Below are 20,360 nucleotides of genomic sequence, written 5' to 3' on the forward strand. Positions count from 1 at the left end.
CCCTGCGGTTTGGCAAGCTGGACGTGAATCTGGTGGCCGCTCAGCAACGTTCCAAGCGGCAGAGCATTGTCCTTCGCAACGGAGCCCAGAATCGTGGCTTTTCCATTCGCGAAGACTTATACGACGAAAACCGTCACTTCTTCCTCAACCATTTCTTTCGTAACAATTACGAACGCTCGCTCCAGCAACTGCCGATGATTACCTCGGGCGTTACCGTAACACGGGTGGAAGTTTATATAACCAACCGTTCACAGAATACGGAGACACTCCGGAACCTGGTTGGTCTGGCTGATTTAGGTGAAGGCAATCCGTTTAATAAGACGTCCCCGCTGGTACAGCCCATTTCCGGCTCGGCAGGTTCGCCTGCGGATAACAGCGTCAACGGACTGTTTCAGAACGTATCGCAGAACCCTACCGTTCGGCAGATCGATAACGTTGCCAGTGAACTGACCGGCAGTAACTACGCCCGGGGAGCTGACTTTGATCTTTTACGCGGAGCCCGCAAACTCAACGACCGGGAATTCCGCTTTCATCCGCAGTTAGGCTACATTTCCCTGCTGGCTCCCATCCGTAACGACGAAATCGTTGCCGTTGCCTATGAGTATACGTATCAGGGTCGGAAGTTTAAGGTTGGTGAGCTGACAGAAGATTATCAGAATCGGCAGCAGGACGAAGTGATTGTCCTGAAACTGCTCAAATCATCCACCCTTCGGAATAATACCAGTTTGCCGATGTGGGATTTGATGATGAAAAACATCTATTCCCTCAGTACCCAAACGCCTACCAGCACCACCAGCACAACGACGAGTTACTCGGGAGGAACCGTAAGCGTACAGCGGCAGGGTTTCCAGTTACGGGTCATCTACAAGGATGATATTACGGGCGTGGATAACCCCAGCTTACAGGAAACCAACCTGGCTGGTATTCCGCTCTTACAGGTCATGAATCTGGATAAACTTAACCAGATGAACGACGCCCAGCCCGACGGGAATTTCGATTTTGTGGAAGATGTGACGATTGATTCCAAAAATGGTCGCATCATTTTCCCCGTACTCGAGCCTTTTGGTTCCACGCTACGGAATCGCCTCACCAGTACTGATCCGGCTCTGGTAGAAAAGTACGTGCAGAATACGCTTTACCGGGGTACACAGATTGACGCAACGCAACAGGCGGAAAAGAATAAATTTTTCATTCAGGGAAGTTATCAGGGAGCCAACGGAGCCCAGATTCCGCTGGGTTTTGGTGTCGATGAGAGTACCGTGCAGGTATCGGCAGGGGGCGTCAACCTGAATCCGGGCACGGACTTCGTGGTGGAAGGCGGAAGCGTGCGGATTATGAACGATGCCCTGATGAACTCAGGCAGGGAAATTACCGTCAGCTGGGAAACCCCCGAACTCTTCAATAACCAGATCCGTACTTTGCTGGCGGGTCGCTTCGACTACCGAATCGACAAGAACTTCAACATTGGAGCGACGCTGATGCGACTGCGGGAAAGTACGCCCGGTAACATTACGCGGGTCGCTTTGGGCAACGAGCCGGTCAACAACTTCCTCTTTGGTTTTGATGCCAACCTGAAGAAAGACGCTCCTTTTCTAACCAAAGCCCTCGACGCTCTGCCGCTGATTCAGACCAAGGAAATGTCGAGTATTACCTTCGGTGGCGAATACGCTCAACTGCTACCCGGCGTAACGCCCCGGGCACAAAATCGGAGCTATCTCGATGATTTTGAAGGCAGCCGTACCATCTATGACTTCACGCGTCAGCCCATCCGCTGGCGAATGGGAGCAACCCCCACCACTTTTAATCAGGGCACTCCGGCCAATCCGTTGCAATACAACTATCGCCGGGCTTTAATTTCAGTGTATAACGTCGATCAGACCTTTTACGGGACGGGTGGACTGGGTAACAACGTTGTACCCGCGGATCTGGATGTTTCCAACTTCTACGAAAAGCAGTACCTGCCCCAGCAAATTTTCAAAGGCAAGGCGGCTCTGAACTATAACCTTCCCCTGAACATTCTGGATCTGGCGTACTTTCCTGCCGAACGCGGGATGTACAATTACAATCCGGATCTGACGTCAGACGGTCGGCTGAGAAATCCCAAACAGAGCTTCGGGGCCATTACGCGGGCGATTACGTCAGACAATGACTTTGATAACTCCAACATTGAAATCATGGAGTTCTGGGTCATGGATCCGTTCCTGGACGTACCCGTTCGGGCGAATGGCGGTACGCAGGATAAAGCCAACACCACGGGGGGTAAACTGCTGATTCACCTGGGTGATATTTCCGAAGACGTCGTTCCTGACGGTCGGTTCAATTTCGAAAACGGACTACCCACGGGCGAGGTACGCACGCAGACGGTCAACGGGCAACCTGCCAACGTCGATTCGACGGCCTGGGGAAGAGCCACCAAGCAGCAATTCGTTATCAATGCCTTCAACAACGATAACATTGCCGCTCAGGATGTTGGACTTGACGGCGTAAACAATGCCGCCGAGCAGACGTATTTCAGTAACTACCTCAACCAGGTGCGTTCGCGGGTAACGGGTCCGGCACTGGATCAGATTACGAATGACCCTTCCAACGATGATTTCCGGTATTATTTCAGTCCGGAAGCCGATCAGAATAACTGGTCGATCATTCAGCGGTACAAGCGGTTTATGGGTACGGAAAATAACTCGCCGGCGAATACCGCCTCGGGTTCGCAGATTACGCCTTCTTCGACCAATTTGCCCGATTCAGAAGATTTAAATAACGATAACACCATCAACGAAACGGAAGCGTACTACGAATACGAAATTCCGCTGAAACCCGGTGAACTGAAAATCGGATCGAATAACATTGTTGATGAAATTCAGACGGACGACGGAGCCAAGTGGTATTTATTCCGGGTTGAAGTACGTAAGCCCACCCGCTCCGTTGGCGGGATCACCAGCTTCAAATCCATTCGCTTCATGCGGATGGTCATGACGGAATTTGAAGAACCCGTAGTCCTTCGTTTTGCTCAGTTGCAACTGACGGGTTTCCAGTACCGGAAGTATGAGAGTGATCTCAACGCGAAAGGCCTCGACGAAGTACCCGAACCCTACGATGCGGACTTCCGGGTTTCAACGGTCAGTGTGGAAGAAAATGGCCCCACCGCTGCCGATCTGAATAGCAACAACAACACGCGGGTACCTTACGTCGTACCTCCCGGCTACGAACGCGACCGCGACATCATGACGCTGAACAACGCCGCCCTGAACGAACAGGCCTTAAGCTTGTGCGTGACGGATCTGCGGGACGGTGATTCACGGGCGGCCTACAAAATTGTTAACTACAACCTGAACCAGTACCGCCGCCTGACGATGTCCGTACACATGGACAACCTGAGTGATGAAGACGGCAAGACCTCCGCGTTCATCCGACTGGGTACGGATTTCAAGGATAACTTCTACGAAATCGAAGTACGAAGCCTGACCGCTACTCGCCCGAGTTCGCTCAATATGGGCTCGCCCGACCCAACGCTGGTGTGGCCCCTGGACAATAAGTTTGACTTCGCCATCGACGAACTTCGCCGCGTAAAAGCGGAACGTAACCGTCTCGGAGCGGCTAACGCGACGCCTTTTACGCTGGTATCCGAAGATGGCAAGTATAACATTACGGTGGTGGGAACGCCCGACATTTCTGCCGTTCAGGTGATGATGCTGGGGGTACGGAACCCGAAATCGGATGATGGACAGGCCAAGTCCTTCTGCGTCTGGGTAAACGAATTTCACGCGACGGATTTTGATCAGCGATCCGGTTACGCGGCCATCGCCCGGGCAGACATTAAACTAGCCGATTTTGCAACGGTAACATTGACCGGAGCCATGAAGACCTATGGTTTTGGCGGAGTGGACACGCGTATTTCGGAACGTTCACAAAGCAATTCAATGGCTTTTGGGGTTGCTTCGAATGTAAATCTGGATAAGCTCTTCCCGCAAAACTGGGGGTTACAGATTCCGTTTTATTTCAGCTACGACCGGCAGAACATTCGTCCGCACTTCAATCCGCTTGATCCGGATATGCCGCTGGATTTATCACTGAGTACGATGCCTGCCAGTCAACGCGAAGCGTACCGGAAAATGGTGGAAGAAAACTCCATGCGGAAAGCCATCAATTTCTCGAACGTGCGGAAGATTCGCGTCAATCCGAACAGCCGGGCTCATTTCTACGATATTGAGAACTTTTCGTTTACCTACGCCTACTCTGACGCCGTACGGTCAAGCATTACGCTGGCGGAATACCGGCAACTGTCGCAGCGGGGTGGCTTTACCTACGCGTACACGACAGCACCGAAACCCTGGGAGCCCTTCAAGAAGTGGAAGAACGACCAGCACATTTTCCAGCTAATCAAAGACTTCAACTTTACGCCTATTCCCAACAGCGTGACCTTCCGGGCCGACATGGACCGAAGCCTGATTCGGACGCAGTACCGACAGGCGGCCACGGGCTCTACGGCGGGAAATCCGATGCTGACAACGGACGGCGTGACGCCTTTATTCGAGAAATACTGGCTGTTCAACCGACTGTATGGACTGAACTGGAATTTCTCGAAAAACTGGAATGCTCAGTATAACGCCACGGCTCAGGCCATCATCGATGAACCCTACGGCGACATCAATACGCTGGAGAAACGCGATTCGGTGATGAACAGTCTGAAGCGACTTGGCCGGATGAAAAACTTTGAACAACGGATCACCAACACCTGGCAGATTCCGCTGAACAAATTTCCGCTCACGGACTGGATGACGGCTCAGCTGCAATACAACGTCGCGTACAAGTTCCAGGCGAATAGTTACGGCATCGTCGATTCGACGGGCGTGGCCTTTGGTAATACCATTCAGAACACCCGCGAACGGGTACTTACGGGTCGGGTTGATTTCGTTGCCCTGTACAACAAAGTGAAGGCTTTACGCTGGGTGAACTCTCCCCGGGCTCCCCGCCGCGATATTGCCCGTAGCCCCGGTGACTTTGACGAAGTGGACGTGGAGCGGAATCAATTCCTGAAAAGCGTATCCCGATTACTGCTAACGGTTCGGGGAATTCGCTATACCTACGCCATTCAGGAATCGACGATTTTACCCGGTTTTTTACCTACGCCGCACTTGTTCGGAGATCGTAGTGGAGTACCGGGTCTGCCTTTCATTCTGGGTAGCCAGGACGGAAGCATTCGTTACCGTGGAGCCGAAGAAGGCTGGATCACCAAGAGTACCGTACAAAACCAGCCTTTTGTACAAACGCTTACGAAACGCTTTGAAGCCACCACCGATCTGGAGCCGTGGAAAGACTTTAAGGTCTTCGTGGATTTACGCTACAACCGTTCGGACAACTACCAGGAATTCTTCCGGCCCGCTACGGTCAATGGTCCTTTTGTGAGCCAGTCACCCCTGCGGTCGGGTAATTATTCCATGAGTTACCTCTCGTTCCTCACGGCTTTTGAAAAAACCAATCGGGAAAGCTTCTCGGCCAACTTCGAGCGTTTCAAAGACTATCGGAACATTCTGCTCGAACGTCTGAAGGTCGCGAACCCCGCTGGCGATTCATACAATCTCAATTCGCAGGACGTACTGATTCCGGCTTTCTTCTCGGCGTATTCTGGCAAGAGCCCAAACAAGGTGAAGTTTTCGCCCTTCTATAAAATTCCGCTGCCGAACTGGCGGGTGAATTACAATGGTCTGACGAACGTAGCCTGGTTTAAGCGACGCTTCTCACAAATTCAGATTACGCACTCGTATTCGAGTACCTACAACGTTGGGAACTTCGTTTCTTCGCTGGAATACGATGCTGCGTTCGTTGCGATGAACGCTCCGCTGTATCCCTTTGCCAATCAGGTGAACGCCGAAGGTCAGTTTGTACCCGTGTACGTGATGAGCGTAATTTCATTCGTGGAACGCTTTGCTCCTTTTATTGGGGTACAATTCCGTACGAAAGACGGCATTTCGGGAGGACTGGAATACAACCAGGATCGGAACGTTGGACTGAACCTTTCCAATGTCTCGGTCAATGAAGTGAATAACAAAGATTTGACGGGTCGGCTGGGCTTTACGCGGCAGAACATCCGCTTCCGCTTCGGGGGTCGTCAGGTACGACTCAAGAATGATCTGACCTTCGATTGCCGCCTGACCTTCCGTGATCAACGCGTTATGATCCGGAAGCTGGAAGGCGAAACGACCCCGACGGCGGGTAACGTATTCTTCCAGTTTAACCCCAGCGTCACGTACAATGCCAGTCGTCAGCTCAACGTTCGCGTGTATCTGGATCGTACGGTTAATGACCCGCTCGTCTCTAATTCCTTCCGACGGGCTGTTACGCAGGGCGGGGTGCAATTACGACTTAGCTTGAACTAACTTTCTTAAAAAGGCTGTCTGATTCAGGCAGCCTTTTTATTTTTGAGTATCGAATCCATCCCTCCTCAAACCGGTTCCCTGCATATGCATTTCCTGCGATTAAGCTTTGTGCTACTGCTTGCCTATACTACGCAGGCCCAAAACCAGCTTTCTGATGTCTCCAAGGAGCGGATCAACATGGGCAGCGGTCATAATAATTTCAATAGCGTTTTGTGGGGAAGTGCTCCGGCCTCGCGTACCATCCTGGGTGAAATTTACCTGGATACGCTTTGGCATACGGGCAGTGTTAAGCTGAATCAGGGTTTGCTGGACGATAAAAAAACGGCATCTGACAGCATCGGTGGTATAAAAATGCGGTACAACATTTACGAAAATGAGGTGGAAGTACTCGCTAATGAAGCCCGCCGGGACATCCGGGTCATTCCGGGAACTCAGCTCAAGTACTTTACCCTGAATCAGAGCACGCAACCCATGCGTTTCATCAATACCCGAGAATGTAAGACGGACGAAGCCGTGACGGGCTTTTACGAACTGCTTACCCCCGGTCGCCTGCAACTGGCCAGACATCACCGAACGAAAACAATTAAACCTAACTACAACATGGCGTTTGGAACGGGTGAAAAAAACACTCGAATTGAACTAACCAGCGACTACTACGTGATTTCGCAGGGAAAAGCGTCTCGACTGAATCCCGGCAAAAAAACCATTTTGGCTCTCATGCAGGATCAACAGGCTGCGATAGAGGCGTATATCAAAACGAACAAAATCAGCTTCCGCGATCCATCAGATCTGACTAAACTGTTTGCGTACTACAACCAGCTTTAACGTACAGTTCCCAGTATCCATAGATAAAAAGAGGTCCCGCTGAGTATAGCCAGCAGGACCTCTTTGCTTACAGGATTCTTAACGATAGCCTTCGGCCTGTAATTCGAACAACTCCGCGTACCGCCCCTGCTGGGCCAGCAACTCTTGGTGCGTACCCATTTCCAAGACCTTACCCCCTTCCAGTACCAGAATACGATCAGCCATGCGAACGGTACTGAATCGGTGCGAAATTAGTACTGCCGTTTTTCCTTTGGTCAATTCTGCGAAACGCTGGAAAACTTCGTATTCGGCCCGGGCGTCCAGAGCGGAGGTCGGTTCATCCAGAATCAACAGATCGGCTTCACGGAGGTACGCCCGGGCCAGAGCTACTTTCTGCCACTGACCGCCCGATAATTCTACCCCGCCCGAAAACCGACGGCCCAGCGGCTGTTCGTAGCCCAGCGGTAAGCCCGCAATCACGGCATCGGCCAGACTATCTTCAGCGGCCCGTTCCAGAGCCGGCAGATTCTCACGCTCGACAATGTCGCCGACGGCAATGTTATCCCCCGCCGAAAACTGAAAGCGTAGGTAATCCTGAAAAATGACGCCGATATGCGTACGGAGTTCTTCCAGATTGTAGGCTTTTAAATCATAGCCATCGAGGAGAATACGTCCCTCATCCGGATCGTATAAACGCCCCAGCAGTTTCACTAACGTTGTTTTCCCGGCTCCATTTTCGCCGACTAAAGCCAGTTTTTCTCCGGCTCGCAAATGAAAGCTCAGATTGCGAACGGCCCACTTTTCTGAGTTAGGATACTTGAAACCTACGCCTTCGAAAACAAAGCCTTCGCGAATGGGTACCGGGAACGGTCGGGGCGATACGGGGGATACAATCTGCGGCTGGATTTCGAAGAATTCAAAGAGATCTTTCAGATACAAAGCTCCCTGGGAAATACTATTGAACCGTCCCAGAATGCCTTCCAGCAAACTCCGTACCTGCCGAAACGAACCCGCCAGAAAGGTCAGATCACCCAGCGTAACGCGACCCTGTACGGTCTGGAAAATCATGTAGCCATACGCGGCGTAATAGCCCACCGTACCAATGGCCAGCAGCAAACTGCCCCAGCTCGCCCGCTCCAGAGCGAGCTTCCGGTTTCGTGGAAATACTGCTCCGAAAGCGTCCGGTAGCGATTAATCAGAAAATCGGACAGCCCGAATAGTTTTACTTCCTTCGCCGTATCGTCGCTGGCCCCGAGGTAACGGTAGTAATCCAGTTCACGGCGTTGGGGCGTCCAGCCGTAGAGGAGCGAATAACTTTTTGCGTTGAAGTGCAGTTCACCCAGAAACGAAGGAATCACGGCGACGAGTAACAACAGTAACAACCAGGGGGCAAAACTGATCAGCCCAATGGCCAGGGAGGCAATCGTCAACAGATCCTGTACCTGTGAAAAGGTTTGGGAGAGCAGTTGTGTACGCCCCGCCGTCTGTTGCCGGGCTCGTTCGAGTTTATCGTAAAAAGTCGCGTTTTCAAACTGGGCCAGATCCAGCGTAGCGGCGTGTTGCATCAGCCGGACGGAAGTTTGATGAGCGTACCAGTCACCCAGTAGGCTCTCGCTGAGGTTAATTCCCCGGCTTAGAAGATCACTTCCGATGGCCAGTCCAAACTCAATCGCGACTAAGGTCCACAAGTGCGTCAAATCAGAGCTGTGGGCATTCGCTAGCCGTATGACTTCATCGACAATGAGTTTGCCCACGTACAGCGTAGCCGTCGGTACGGTCGAGCGAATCAGTCGTAACACAAAATTCAGAATCGTCAGGGAAGGACTCGTTTGCCAGATTTGCCGGAAGAATGCAGGTAGATTTCGCAAAGCCGCAAATCGTTCGCGAAAGGAAGGTTGATGTTCAGAAGTTTCAGTATTACGTTTTCTTGCCATTGTACAGGGATAACATCCGAATGCCTCAAAAAATCCCAGGCCAATCCCGGAGTTTTGCTCCTTTCCTAGTACAGCTTTTTTGGCGAACGAGCTAGTCTTTCTAATTCCTTTGACATGACTTTTGATACCATTATTATAGGGGGCAGTTATGCTGGCCTTTCGGCGGCCATGACCCTGGGTCGTTCGCTGCGGAAGGTGCTCATCATTGACAGCGGCGAGCCCTGCAACCGTCAGACCCCACGGGCCCACAATTTCATTACGCACGACGGGCAATCGCCCAATCAGATCCGTACCCTGGCCAAAGAACAAGTCCTGCAGTACGATACCGTTACCTTTCAGGCGGACAAAGCCATTAAAGCTCAGAAACTTAGCAATGGTTTTGAAGTACGAACGGAATCAGGCGATACGTATACGGGTCGAACCGTCCTACTAGCTACGGGGGTTTCGGATCAGATGCGGCCCATTCCCGGCTTTGCGGAATGCTGGGGTACGTCCATCATCCACTGCCCCTACTGCCACGGTTACGAAGTGCGTAATTCACCCATCGGCATTTTGAGCAACAGCGGCGTAACGTATGACTTTGTCCGGTTACTGAGCAACTGGTCAAAAGACCTGCATGTCTTTACGGATGGTCCCTGCGAATTGCCCGAGGATGCTTGCACCAAGCTCAAAAAGCACGGCATTCCAGTGATTGAGGATGAAATTCAGGAATTCCGGCACGAAGCGGGACAACTGAAAACCATCGTTTTCAAAAACGGACTAACCACGGATTTTCCAACGCTCTTCGTGCGTACCCCTTTCAGTTTTGCTACGGACCTGCACGAACAATTAGGCTGTCAATTGACCGAAGATGGCTACCTCCAGGTGGATGCTTTTCAACGGACTACGGTACCGGGTGTCTTTGCGGCGGGAGACGCCGCCCACGCCTTTCGGGCCGTATCCGTCGCAACGGGTTCGGGTACTACGGCTGGAGCGTATATCCACCATGACCTGATGCACGAGGAAGAGCCACTGGCGTAGGAAAAAAACATCATTACTGCCCTGACTTCACGAGATTTTAAGCGGGTTTCATTCCTTATTTACGCTGGATTCGCTATTTTCCAGATTATAAACCTTGTTCCCGATGCGATATCTTTCCCTGGCCTTTCTCTCCCTGCTCCTATTGACGGTTGCCTGCCGAAAAAGCACGCCGAAAATCAGTAAAGGAGCCTATGAATTTATTACGGACGATCCTAACGCCCAGCCTATCGTCTACAACAAAAAGGGTGTTTTTGAAAAGCACGTCATGGTGGCTGCGGCTCACCCGGAAGCCTCGCGGGTGGGAGCGGCAATTATGAAAAAGGGCGGCAATGCCGTTGATGCCGCCGTAGGTACGTTTTTCGCTCTGGCCGTAGCCTTTCCCTGGGCCGGAAACCTGGGAGGCGGTGGCTTTATGGTGTTTCGGTCAAAAGACGGACAGAGTTACTCACTGGATTTTCGGGAAAAAGCTCCCGCCGCCGCCTACCGGGATATGTACCTGGACTCACTCGGCAATGTTATTCCCAATATGGCCTGGTTAGGGCATTCGGCGAGTGGAGTGCCGGGTTCGGTAGATGGCATGGTGGAAGCTCATCGGAAATTTGGTAAACTTCCCTGGAAGGACGTCATTCAACCCGCCATTGAGCTGGCCGAAAAAGGCGTTGTACTTACCGAAAATGAAGCCAAGGGCCTCAACCGCGTCCGTTCCGACATCAAGAAGTACAATCCCGGAAAAACCTATTACCTGAAAGCCGGAGCCGATACCACCTGGAAAATGGGTGATCTTTTTGTCCAGATGGATTTAGGGAAAACCCTCCGCCGCATTCAGGAAAAAGGCCGGGCGGGTTTTTACGAGGGCGAAACGGCCCGCCTGCTGATTCAGGAAATGGCCGTAGCGAAAGCTCCCATTGTCCAGAAAGACCTTGATGCATATCATTCCGCCTGGCGAACGCCTATCACGGGTACATACCGGGGGCATAAAGTCATTTCCATGCCGCCCACCTCTTCGGGCGGTATTGCACTGGTGCAATTGCTAAAAATGGTAGAACCTTTTCCTTTGAAACGCTGGGGCTGGCATTCTGACTCGACCACGCAGGTCATGATTGAAGCCGAACGCCGCGTGTACGCTGATCGGGCCAAATGGCTTGGTGACCCGGATTTCTTCAAAGTTCCGGTGAACGAACTACTCGACTCCACTTACTTACAAAAACGCTGGAGTGATTTCAACTGGGCGAAAGCCAGCGATTCCCAGGCCATTGCGGGCGGAGCCATTCCCGGCTACGAAAGCAACGAAACAACGCACTTCTCCGTCGTTGATACCGAAGGCAATGCGGTATCCATCACAACCACGATTAACAATGGCTACGGAAGTCGGGTCGTAGTGGGTGGAGCTGGTTTTCTGATGAACGATGAGATGGAAGACTTCGCCGTAAAACCGGGCGTACCAAACGTATTCGGACTGGTAGGTTCCGAAGCCAATTCCGTACAGCCGGGCAAACGGATGCTTTCCAGTATGACACCAACGATTGTGGAAAAAGACGGCAAATTGTTCATGGTTGTAGGTACGCCCGGTGGCTCGACCATCATCACCAGCGTTTTCCAGACCATTCTGAATGTCATTGACCACGGAATGAGTATGCAGGAAGCGGTTAATGCTCTCAAGTTTCACCACCAGTGGCTGCCCGATCGTACGACCTTCGAACGGGGAGCTTTTTCGGATAAAGTACTGAACGCTCTCAAAGCAAAAGGCTACGCCATTGAACCGCAAACCGGCACCCTGGGCCGCATGGACTGTATTCTGGTTTTACCGGATGGTCGGCTGGAAGGCGGTTCCGATCCCCGGGCGGATAATACGAGTATCGGCTGGTAACTTGCCCCACTCTTCGGACTAGTCATGAGGCCATAAAAAAGGCTTCCGTTGCGGAAGCCTTTTCTTTTTCTATCACTTTCTACTTAGCCGTTCTTTTCCAGTTGCTTGACCAGTACCTCAAAGTCTTTCGGGTACGGAGCTTCAATCTTTACTTCTTCACCGTTCAGCAAATTAAACGTCAGCGAATACGCGTGCAGGGCTACCCGTTTCATCAACGGTTGTTCATCCGTATCTTTTTTCAGATTGAATTTCCGCTTGAGTTGTGACAGGTAAACCGGTTTTCCGCCATAGGTTGAATCCGCTACGATGGGGGCTTTCAGGCAAGTCAGGTGAATACGGATCTGGTGCATGCGGCCCGTAATGGGCAGACACTCCACGATGGTATACTGCCGATACGCTTTCAGGGTAAAGAAAAGGGTTTCGGCTTCCTTCCCCTTTGCCCGGTCAATTTTCACGACGCCGTCGCGGGGCAAAGCCAGAATGGGCAGGTATACCGATTCCCCCTGAAAATTATGGACGCCATTCACCACCGCGTGGTAGCGTTTTACCGTTTCGCGGTGCTCGAACTGCATCGACAAATGCCGGTACGCTTCCGGATTCTTGGCAATGGCCAGTACACCCGACGTTTCTTTGTCCAGCCGGTGACACAACTGGGCGTCGTCGCTGTAGGCTTTGGCTAATCGTAAAATACTGAGGGTATTATCCGCCTGCCGTTCGTCGAGCGACGCGATGTAAGGCGGTTTATTGATGACGATGAAATCTTCGTTCTCGAAAATAATTAAATCCTTAAAATCCAGTGGCTTCATGCCGCAAAGATACGCATTTTAAACCGGCTTCACTGGCTTTGGAAAGGAGTTAATGAATGACTTGCGAGCAATTCCACCGCCTTTAATTCAGGGCTTTGCGGTACAAATGCAGATTTTGCCGTATTTTGAGAGCCTGAACGCGTGAATCCATGGATGCCTTTGAATCTCGAATTGACTTAAGTGAACTGTACCAGACCGTCGCTGATATTCGCACGGAAGTAGGAAAAGTAATTGTGGGCCAGCACGCCATGATTGATCTGCTGCTGACGGCCCTCTTTGCCGATGGTCACGTACTGATTGAAGGCGTACCCGGTGTAGCCAAAACGCTGACGGCCAAGTTACTGGCCAAAACCATTTCGGTCGATTTCAATCGCATTCAGTTTACACCCGATCTGATGCCTTCAGACGTATTGGGCACCTCGGTATTCAACCCCAAAGTTTCCGAGTTTGAGTTTAAGCCCGGTCCGATTTTCTCGAATATCGTGCTGATTGACGAAATCAACCGGGCTCCGGCTAAAACGCAGTCGGCTTTGTTCGAGGTCATGGAAGAACGGCAGGTCACCAACGCTGGACAAACCTACCCGATGTCGGCTCCCTTTCTGGTACTGGCTACGCAAAACCCCATTGAGCAGGAAGGTACCTATCGACTGCCCGAAGCCCAGTTGGATCGTTTTCTTTTCAAGATCATCGTGCAGTATCCTACGCTGGATCAGGAAACGGAAATCCTTCGCGGTCACCACGAACGCCGCTCCAATACGGACGCCGTAGAAGCCATACAGGCCGTTTTGTCGCAGCAACAACTGACGACCTTACGCGAAAAAGTCCGTCAGATTGTGATTGAAGACAAAGTCCTCAGTTACATTGCTCAACTGGTTCACGAAACCCGCACGTCCAAGTTTCTGTACCTGGGAGCTTCGCCCCGGGCCTCGGTAGCTCTGCTCAATGCCTCCAAAGCCCTGGCAGCCTTGCGGGGACGGGATTTCGTTACGCCTGAAGACGTACAGGAACTGGCCCTTCCGGTGTTACGGCATCGCCTCATCCTGACGCCCGAAAAAGAAATGGAAGGCACCACGCCCGACGCCATCATCGAGCAGATTCTAAAGAAAGTCGAAGTGCCTCGCTAATACGATCTGCCGTTACCGAACGCATCCGGTAACGGCTTTTTTCTTTCTTTCCAATTTTCCAGGATTCCTTCCGTTATTGGGAGCAGTATCAACACTTCAATCAAATTTTCTTTTGCTATGCGTGGCTTCCGCGTGTTTGGGCTGCTGGCTCTGGCTGTCCTGTTTTCTACCTGTTCAAAGCTCAACGAAGTCGTCGTGCGGGCTACCAATTTTGAAGACGAAATTCAGCTGGCTCAGAATCTGGTTTTTACCTTCAACAAGGATTTGGTGCCGGAAGCCGAACTGGGCATCTGGCAGAGTACTAAATTCGTTGAATTCGAACCTGCCATTCCGGGTCGTTTCAAGTGGGTGGGGAAAAATGAACTGGTGTTTTCGCCGACGTCTTCCTTCCAGCCCGCCACCGAATACCAGGCCCGACTTTCCGACAAAATCCTGACGCAGGCCAAGGATAAATCCCTGGGCATTTCGTCCGACAAACTCACCTTCCATACGCCTTATCTGGAGGTAAAAGAAACGGAAGCGTACTGGACCCGCTCGCGTACGGGCCATCAGGCAGTAGCGAAACTGAAACTGCATTTTAACTATCCGGTATCGGGCGGTGAAGTGGGCACCAAACTGACCGTCAGCGAAAAGGAACAGAAAGTCGGTTTCAGTATCGGACAGAACGGCGTGGCGAGTACCGTACCCCTTACTTTGTCGGGCGTGCAGGAAGCCAAACCCCTGAATCTGAAGCTGGAATCGGGGCTTTCCGTGGCCAATACCGCCTTCAAGACCAAAGAAAACACCGAACTTCAAACGACGCTACCCGATCCCAAAACGCTGGAAATCGTACGCGTCGAAACGGGCTTTGAAAATAATCGCGGTTTTATCAAGGTAATCACCACGCAGGAACTCAATCCGGAAAATCTGTCGGCGGCGTATCAGCTCATCAGCAGTACCGCTCCCCCCGCTACCGTTGAATACGATACGCTGGGCAATCCGATTCCAGTAAAAACGAAGACGACTTCGCTGCAAACGCAACCTGAGTTACTGGAAAACGGGCTCCTCATTCGCGGGGACTTTAACGAAACGGACACCTATACGCTGACCCTCAACAGCCAGCTACGCGGCGTACTCGGGCCTTCGCTGAGCGAAGCATATACCAAGGATCTGTACTTTGGCAGAATGCCCGCCGGTCTGGAATTTGTGCATAAAAAAGCGGTGTACCTGACGTCCAAGGGCCATCGCAACGTGGCGGTCAACATTACGAATATTCCGAAAGTACAGGTACGGATTGCCAAGATTTACGAAAACAATATCCTCAGTTACCTCCGTAACAACCGCTATCGCGATTACCGCTACGACAGCGAGGGCAACGGATCGGAGCAGGGGTACGTGTACTCGGAAGACGGCGGTACGTACTCCGACCTCGTTGTAAACAAAACGATTGAAACGGAGGATTTACCCAAAACGGGCGGGGTTTCCTTACTCAACCTGAGTCTGCCCGACCCGACCAATTCCTTCCGGGGCATTTATCTGGTCTCGCTGAATTCCAACGACGAGTACTACCATAACGCTACCAAGCTGGTCAGCATCTCGGATATTGGCCTGATTGGTAAACAGTCCGGCGACGAATTTCTGGTCTTCGCCCACTCCATCCGGACGACCGAACCGCTGAAAAATGTACAGGTGAATCTGGTTTCCTCCAATAACCAGACGCTGCAAACCATTGCTACGGACTCCAAAGGACTGGCCGTATTCAAGGATTTAAAGGAATCGGACTTTACGACGGCCCTCATTACGGCCCGTAGCGACGATGATTTCAATTACCTGTTTCTGGAAGATACGCAGGTACAGACCAGTCGCTTTGAAGTAGAGGGCAAACGCGATAATGCGTCGGGGTTCGAGGCTTTTCTGTACGGCGACCGGACCATTTACAGACCCGGCGAAACGCTGCATTTCAACGTAGTGGTTCGGAAACAGACCTGGGAAACGCCGGGTGAAATTCCGCTGAAAGTACGCTTGCTGATGCCGAACGGAAAAGAGTATCGTACGCTGCGACTGACCACCAACACCGAAGGAGCCGTAGCTCAGGACATTCCGCTGGAAACGGCTACGCTGACGGGCACCTATCAGCTGGAAGTACTGAATGCCAACGATGTACTTCTGACTTCGCAGGCCATTTCGGTGGAAGAATTCATGCCCGATCGCATCAAGGTAGGCGTCCGTACGCCCAAAGAAAGCTACCGTTCCGGCGAAACGGCCCCGGTTACGGCCACGGCCACCAACCTGTTTGGCCCGCCCGCCGCCGACCGTAACTACGAAATGGAGTTGCAGGTGAAACGTCAGCTATTTCGGCCCAAGGGATACGAAGGTTTCGTTTTCGATATTCCCGATCAGACCAAATTCGACAATCAGGTACGGCAGGGCAAAACCGATGCTACCGGACTCGCCAGCGAGCGTTTCGTACTCCCCGCTACCTGGCAGGATATGGGATTGCTCGAAGCCCAGACTTTTGTGACCGTATTTGACGAAACCGGGCGACCCGTGAACCGACTCCAGCGTTTTACAATTCAGACCCAACCCGTTCTGTACGGAATCGGTCTACCGGATACGTACGTCGGTACGAACGCTCCCGTAACCATTCCGCTCGTGGCTTTGAATCCGGCCGGACAGCCCGTCGCGGCTACGGGTCAGATTGACATTGTGAAACACGAATACCAGACCGTTATTGAAAAGAATACGGATGGTTCGATGAAGTATTCTTCCAAACGGCAATCCAAAGTCGTGTTTACGCGGGAGGTAACTTTTGCCAAAGGCCGGGCTTCGGTCAGTTATGCTCCGGCAACTTCGGGTGAGTACGAAATTCGTCTGCACCGCACGGGTTCCCGCAACTGGACGAGCCAGGAATTTTACGCGTATGGTCGCGGACAAACCAGCAGTACCGCCTTTGAAGTGAACAACGAAGGGCAGGTCGAAATGACGTTCGACAAACCCCGCTACGAGGTCGGCGACAAAGCAAAAGTGCTTTTCAAAACGCCTTTCGCGGGAAAACTGCTGGTGACGGTGGAACGAAACCGGGTACTGGAACACCACCTGCTGGATACCGATGAGAAATCGGCCGAACTGCAATTCTCCATCGGGGAAGAACACCTGCCCAACGTGTACGTCTCGGCGACGCTGTTCCGACCCATGGACGATGCCGACCTGCCGCTGACGGTGGCTCACGGCTACGCTCCGGTGATGGTCGGTCAGCCCAACCGCCAGTTGCCCGTAACAATTACGGCGATTGAGCAGTCGCGTTCGAAAACCAAACAGACCATTCGGGTGAAAACCGAAGGCCGTGCCCAGGTAACGCTAGCCGTGGTGGACGAAGGCATCCTGCAACTTAAAAACTATAAATCCCCCGATCCCTACGGCTTTTTCTATCAGAAACGAGCCCTGGAAGTAGGCGGATTTGACCTTTACGCCTATCTGCACCCGGAGCTGAGTATTCGCTCGCGTAGCTCGGTGGGTGGCGATGGATTTAGTATGGAAAAACGCATCAATCCGCTGGCCAATGGTCGGGTGAAGCTCGTCGCTCTCTGGAGCGGAATATTGACTACCAACGGCAGCGGCGAGGCGGAATTTTCGGTGGACATTCCGCAGTTCTCGGGCGACTTACGCATCATGGCGGTGGCGTACAAAGACAAAGCTTTCGGCTCGGCTTCCAAAAACATGAAAGTGGCCGATCCGCTGGTGATCAGTACGGCCCTCCCCCGTTTCGCCAGTCCAAACGACGAGCTGACCGTACCCGTCAGCATTACCAATACCACGAAAAAAATGGCTCAGGTAACCGCTACCCTCCAAACGACAGGAGCCTTGCAGAATACCAGTCCCGCTCCACAATCCATCTCGATTGCTGCCGACCAGGAAGGACGAGCGGTATTTTCGGTGAAAGCCGCTCAGACCATCGGTACGGGTAAAGTGGTGGTACGCGTGAAAGGTCTGGGCGAAACGTTTAGTGAAGAGATTGATCTGACGGTACGGCCCAGCGTAGGACTAGTGAAAACGTCCGTTTCGGGCGTAGTAAATGGCGGACAAACGGCCGCCGTTCCGCTGAATGTTGGAGAGCTGGTGCCGGGTACCGTTAAAGCCTCGCTACGGGTAAGTCGTTCGCCGCTGGTGTCGCTGGCCGATCCTTTAAACCGCCTGTTGCAGTATCCTTATGGCTGTTTGGAGCAGACGGTATCCGTGGCTTTCCCTCAATTGTACCTCGCCGAGCTGGTTAAAACCTTGCAATCGGGACGAAAACCGTACCTAAAAACGGGAACTTCGGACCTTAACCCAACGACTAACATTACAGCAGCCTTACACAAAATTGAGACGTTGCAACTCTTCAACGGCGGTTTCTCGATGTGGCAGGCGGGCCAACGCGAAGATTGGTGGACGACGGCATACGCGGTTCATTTCATGCTCGAAGCCCAGAAAGCCGGGTACGAAATCAACCCCGCTACCTTGAGCAAGGCTCTTGATTTTCTCAACCAGCAGGTCAGCAAGCAGGCCACTGAAAAGACAGCCCAAACTAACGAAGACGGCAGCGTAACCACCCGAACGCGGGCGAAACGTGAAACCGTTTACAGCCTCTACGTACTCAGCCTGGCCGGGAAACCAAACCGGGCAGTGATGAACTATTACAAAGCGAACCCCGCCCTGCTGACTTCCGAGAGGCGATACCTGTTGGCGGCGGCTTTCGGTACGGTGGGTGATGAAGGCAGCAAAGCCTCCTTACTTCCCGCCAATTTCCGTCCCGAACAACAGGAGCGGGAAACGGGGGGCAGTTTCTCCAGCCCTATTCGGAATCAGGCTCTGGTTCTGAATACACTGCTGGAAACCGACCCGGCCAATGGACAGATTCCGGGTCTGGCCCGGCAACTTTCAGCAGCGGTGAAACAGGCTCCCTGGCTTTCTACGCAGGAAGAAAGTTTCGCTCTGCTGGCTCTCGGCAAGCTGGCTCGTAAGGCGGCTCAGTCGTCGGTAACGGCCCGCATTTTGAGTAATGGGAAAGTACTGGAAACGTTTAGTGGCAAAGATTTGCTGCTCAGCAAAGGTCTGGATCAGCCTGCCACAATTGCCGCCACGGGCAAAGGTTCGCTGTATTATTTCGCCGAAGCGGAAGGCTTAAGCCGTAGCGGTACCATTGCGGCAACCGATCAGGTACTGGAGGTACGCAAACAATACCTGGACCGAAATGGTAAACCTCTTTCGGGAGCCTTACAGCAGAATCAACTGATTGTGGTGAAAGTGACGGTACGCTCGCAAAATGGCCTGCCCGTCGATAATGTGGTTGTAACCGATATGTTACCCGCCGGACTGGAAATTGAGAACCCCCGCCTTACGCCCGAACGCGAACTGAGCTGGGTCAAAAACCAATCCATTCCCGACCATTTCGACCTGCGGGATGACCGGATTCATTATTTCACCAGCGTTTCGGCTCAACCTAAAACGTTTTATTACCTGCCCGGGCCGTCTCCAAAGGACGCTTTACGGCAGGCCCCGTCTCTGCCGATGCGATGTACAACGGGGAGTATCGGAGTTATTCGGGTGGTGGGACTGTAGTGGTAGAATAGGTTTTGGTAAGCGTTTTATTGGTAATGAGCCCCCGAAAATCCTGAATTTTCGGGGGCTTTGGTTTGTAGCGGTTGCTGCTGGTGACGCTACGCTACATACTAACAACGGGGGGGATTTTGGTAAGCGTTTTGGCTACAACCTCCGAAGATCCCAGGCCTTCGGAGGTTGTGATTCGTAGCGGAGGTTGTTGGTGACGCTGTGCTAAACACCAACAACGGCAAAGAAAATAAAGACTAGGTTTTATAAGAATTAATTGACTAGTTATTATATTTTCCAATTATAAGTGTAATGTTTTCTTTACGAATTACCCCATTATACACATAGCAAACTTGTCTTCTTAGTGAAGGAATAGCGGTGCTTCCATAGGCAGATGGAAATTTTACGATCCAATGGAAGTGGCCATTTTCATTCTCAATGGATTGTTTAATCCAAAATCCAGGAATAGAATTCCGTGGGATATTAGCTATTAATAAAGTCTGCTTAGAAAAGTCAATGGCTGGCAAGTCTCCATCCTGACAACCAAAATAATTTTTATAGGTCTGACTGTCATTTATAGTAAATGGCTCTTTTTCATCAAGTGAGCTTATTTTATTTTCAAAACATTGGGCTTGATACCCATTAAGTTTAATGTTTTGCGAAGCTGTAGTAACTGAATCAATTATAGTCATAGGATCAACTTCTTCAGGCGATTCTTCAACCACGGTTTGCTTTTTGCATTGTGAGAATGCTAATCCACAAATACTGAATATAATAATCAATTGTATTTGTTTCATGTTAGTTGAGTTTTGAATTTGAAGATCTATAATTACTAACCAGTTGTGCGGATTAAAAGGCCAAAGCAT

Annotated in this window: 8 protein-coding genes and 1 pseudogene; 6 read left to right on the forward strand and 3 right to left on the reverse strand. The window is 51.7% G+C overall.

Going from position 1 to position 20,360, the window contains the following annotated elements; genetic code table 11:
* The first annotated feature begins 2 nt into the window (after nucleotides 1–2).
* Both sprA and BWI93_RS04625 read left to right on the forward strand, forming a co-directional pair.
* Nucleotides 3–6,374, forward strand: coding sequence for a cell surface protein SprA (gene sprA / locus BWI93_RS04620; protein ID WP_255157729.1), 6,372 nt, complete (start codon nucleotides 3–5; stop codon nucleotides 6,372–6,374).
* Nucleotides 6,375–6,458: 84 nt separating this feature from the next.
* The gene (locus BWI93_RS04625; protein ID WP_094808980.1) at nucleotides 6,459–7,199 is read left to right on the forward strand and encodes a hypothetical protein; all 741 of its coding nucleotides are present in this window, start codon (nucleotides 6,459–6,461) and stop codon (nucleotides 7,197–7,199) included.
* Between the two features lie 78 nt (nucleotides 7,200–7,277).
* Here BWI93_RS04625 and BWI93_RS04630 read toward each other — a convergent pair.
* A pseudogene (locus BWI93_RS04630) lies at nucleotides 7,278–9,112 on the reverse strand (ABC transporter ATP-binding protein).
* A 114-nt stretch (nucleotides 9,113–9,226) separates the two neighbouring features.
* On the opposite strand from BWI93_RS04630, the gene BWI93_RS04635 reads away from it, so the two are divergent.
* Together BWI93_RS04635 and ggt are read left to right on the forward strand one after the other, a co-directional pair.
* Nucleotides 9,227–10,132, forward strand: coding sequence for an NAD(P)/FAD-dependent oxidoreductase (locus BWI93_RS04635; RefSeq protein WP_094808981.1), 906 nt, complete (start codon nucleotides 9,227–9,229; stop codon nucleotides 10,130–10,132).
* Nucleotides 10,133–10,235: 103 nt separating this feature from the next.
* Nucleotides 10,236–11,999: a gamma-glutamyltransferase gene (gene ggt, locus BWI93_RS04640; protein ID WP_094808982.1), complete on the forward strand. Its 1,764-nt coding sequence runs from the start codon at nucleotides 10,236–10,238 to the stop codon at nucleotides 11,997–11,999.
* An 83-nt stretch (nucleotides 12,000–12,082) separates the two neighbouring features.
* Here the strand turns inward: ggt and BWI93_RS04645 are convergent, their stop codons facing one another.
* Nucleotides 12,083–12,805 carry an RluA family pseudouridine synthase gene (locus tag BWI93_RS04645; RefSeq protein WP_094808983.1) on the reverse strand — a complete coding sequence of 241 codons (723 nt, stop codon included), beginning with the start codon at nucleotides 12,803–12,805 and terminating at the stop codon, nucleotides 12,083–12,085.
* Between the two features lie 149 nt (nucleotides 12,806–12,954).
* Between BWI93_RS04645 and BWI93_RS04650 the strand changes: the two genes are divergently transcribed.
* Nucleotides 12,955–13,929: a MoxR family ATPase gene (locus tag BWI93_RS04650; protein ID WP_094808984.1), complete on the forward strand. Its 975-nt coding sequence runs from the start codon at nucleotides 12,955–12,957 to the stop codon at nucleotides 13,927–13,929.
* A 117-nt stretch (nucleotides 13,930–14,046) separates the two neighbouring features.
* Nucleotides 14,047–19,506: an alpha-2-macroglobulin gene (locus tag BWI93_RS04655; RefSeq protein ID WP_369679101.1), complete on the forward strand. Its 5,460-nt coding sequence runs from the start codon at nucleotides 14,047–14,049 to the stop codon at nucleotides 19,504–19,506.
* Between the two features lie 269 nt (nucleotides 19,507–19,775).
* Here the strand turns inward: BWI93_RS04655 and BWI93_RS04660 are convergent.
* A partial coding sequence (locus BWI93_RS04660) for a hypothetical protein (protein WP_094808985.1) occupies nucleotides 19,776–20,360 on the reverse strand: 585 nt, incomplete at its 5' end.

This window comes from Siphonobacter sp. BAB-5385 (genome assembly GCF_002261125.1).
Taxonomy (GTDB): domain Bacteria; phylum Bacteroidota; class Bacteroidia; order Cytophagales; family Spirosomataceae; genus Siphonobacter.

Bases quoted from the DNA above. Each gene is read 5' to 3' on its own strand.
- ggt (WP_094808982.1), top strand. From the start codon at position 10,236: ATGCGATATCTTTCCCTGGCCTTTCTCTCCCTGCTCCTATTGACGGTT.
- BWI93_RS04625 (WP_094808980.1), top strand. From the start codon at position 6,459: ATGCATTTCCTGCGATTAAGCTTTGTGCTACTGCTTGCCTATACTACG.
- BWI93_RS04650 (WP_094808984.1), top strand. From the start codon at position 12,955: ATGGATGCCTTTGAATCTCGAATTGACTTAAGTGAACTGTACCAGACC.
- BWI93_RS04655 (WP_369679101.1), top strand. From the start codon at position 14,047: ATGCGTGGCTTCCGCGTGTTTGGGCTGCTGGCTCTGGCTGTCCTGTTT.
- BWI93_RS04635 (WP_094808981.1), top strand. From the start codon at position 9,227: ATGACTTTTGATACCATTATTATAGGGGGCAGTTATGCTGGCCTTTCG.
- BWI93_RS04645 (WP_094808983.1), bottom strand. From the start codon at position 12,805: ATGAAGCCACTGGATTTTAAGGATTTAATTATTTTCGAGAACGAAGAT.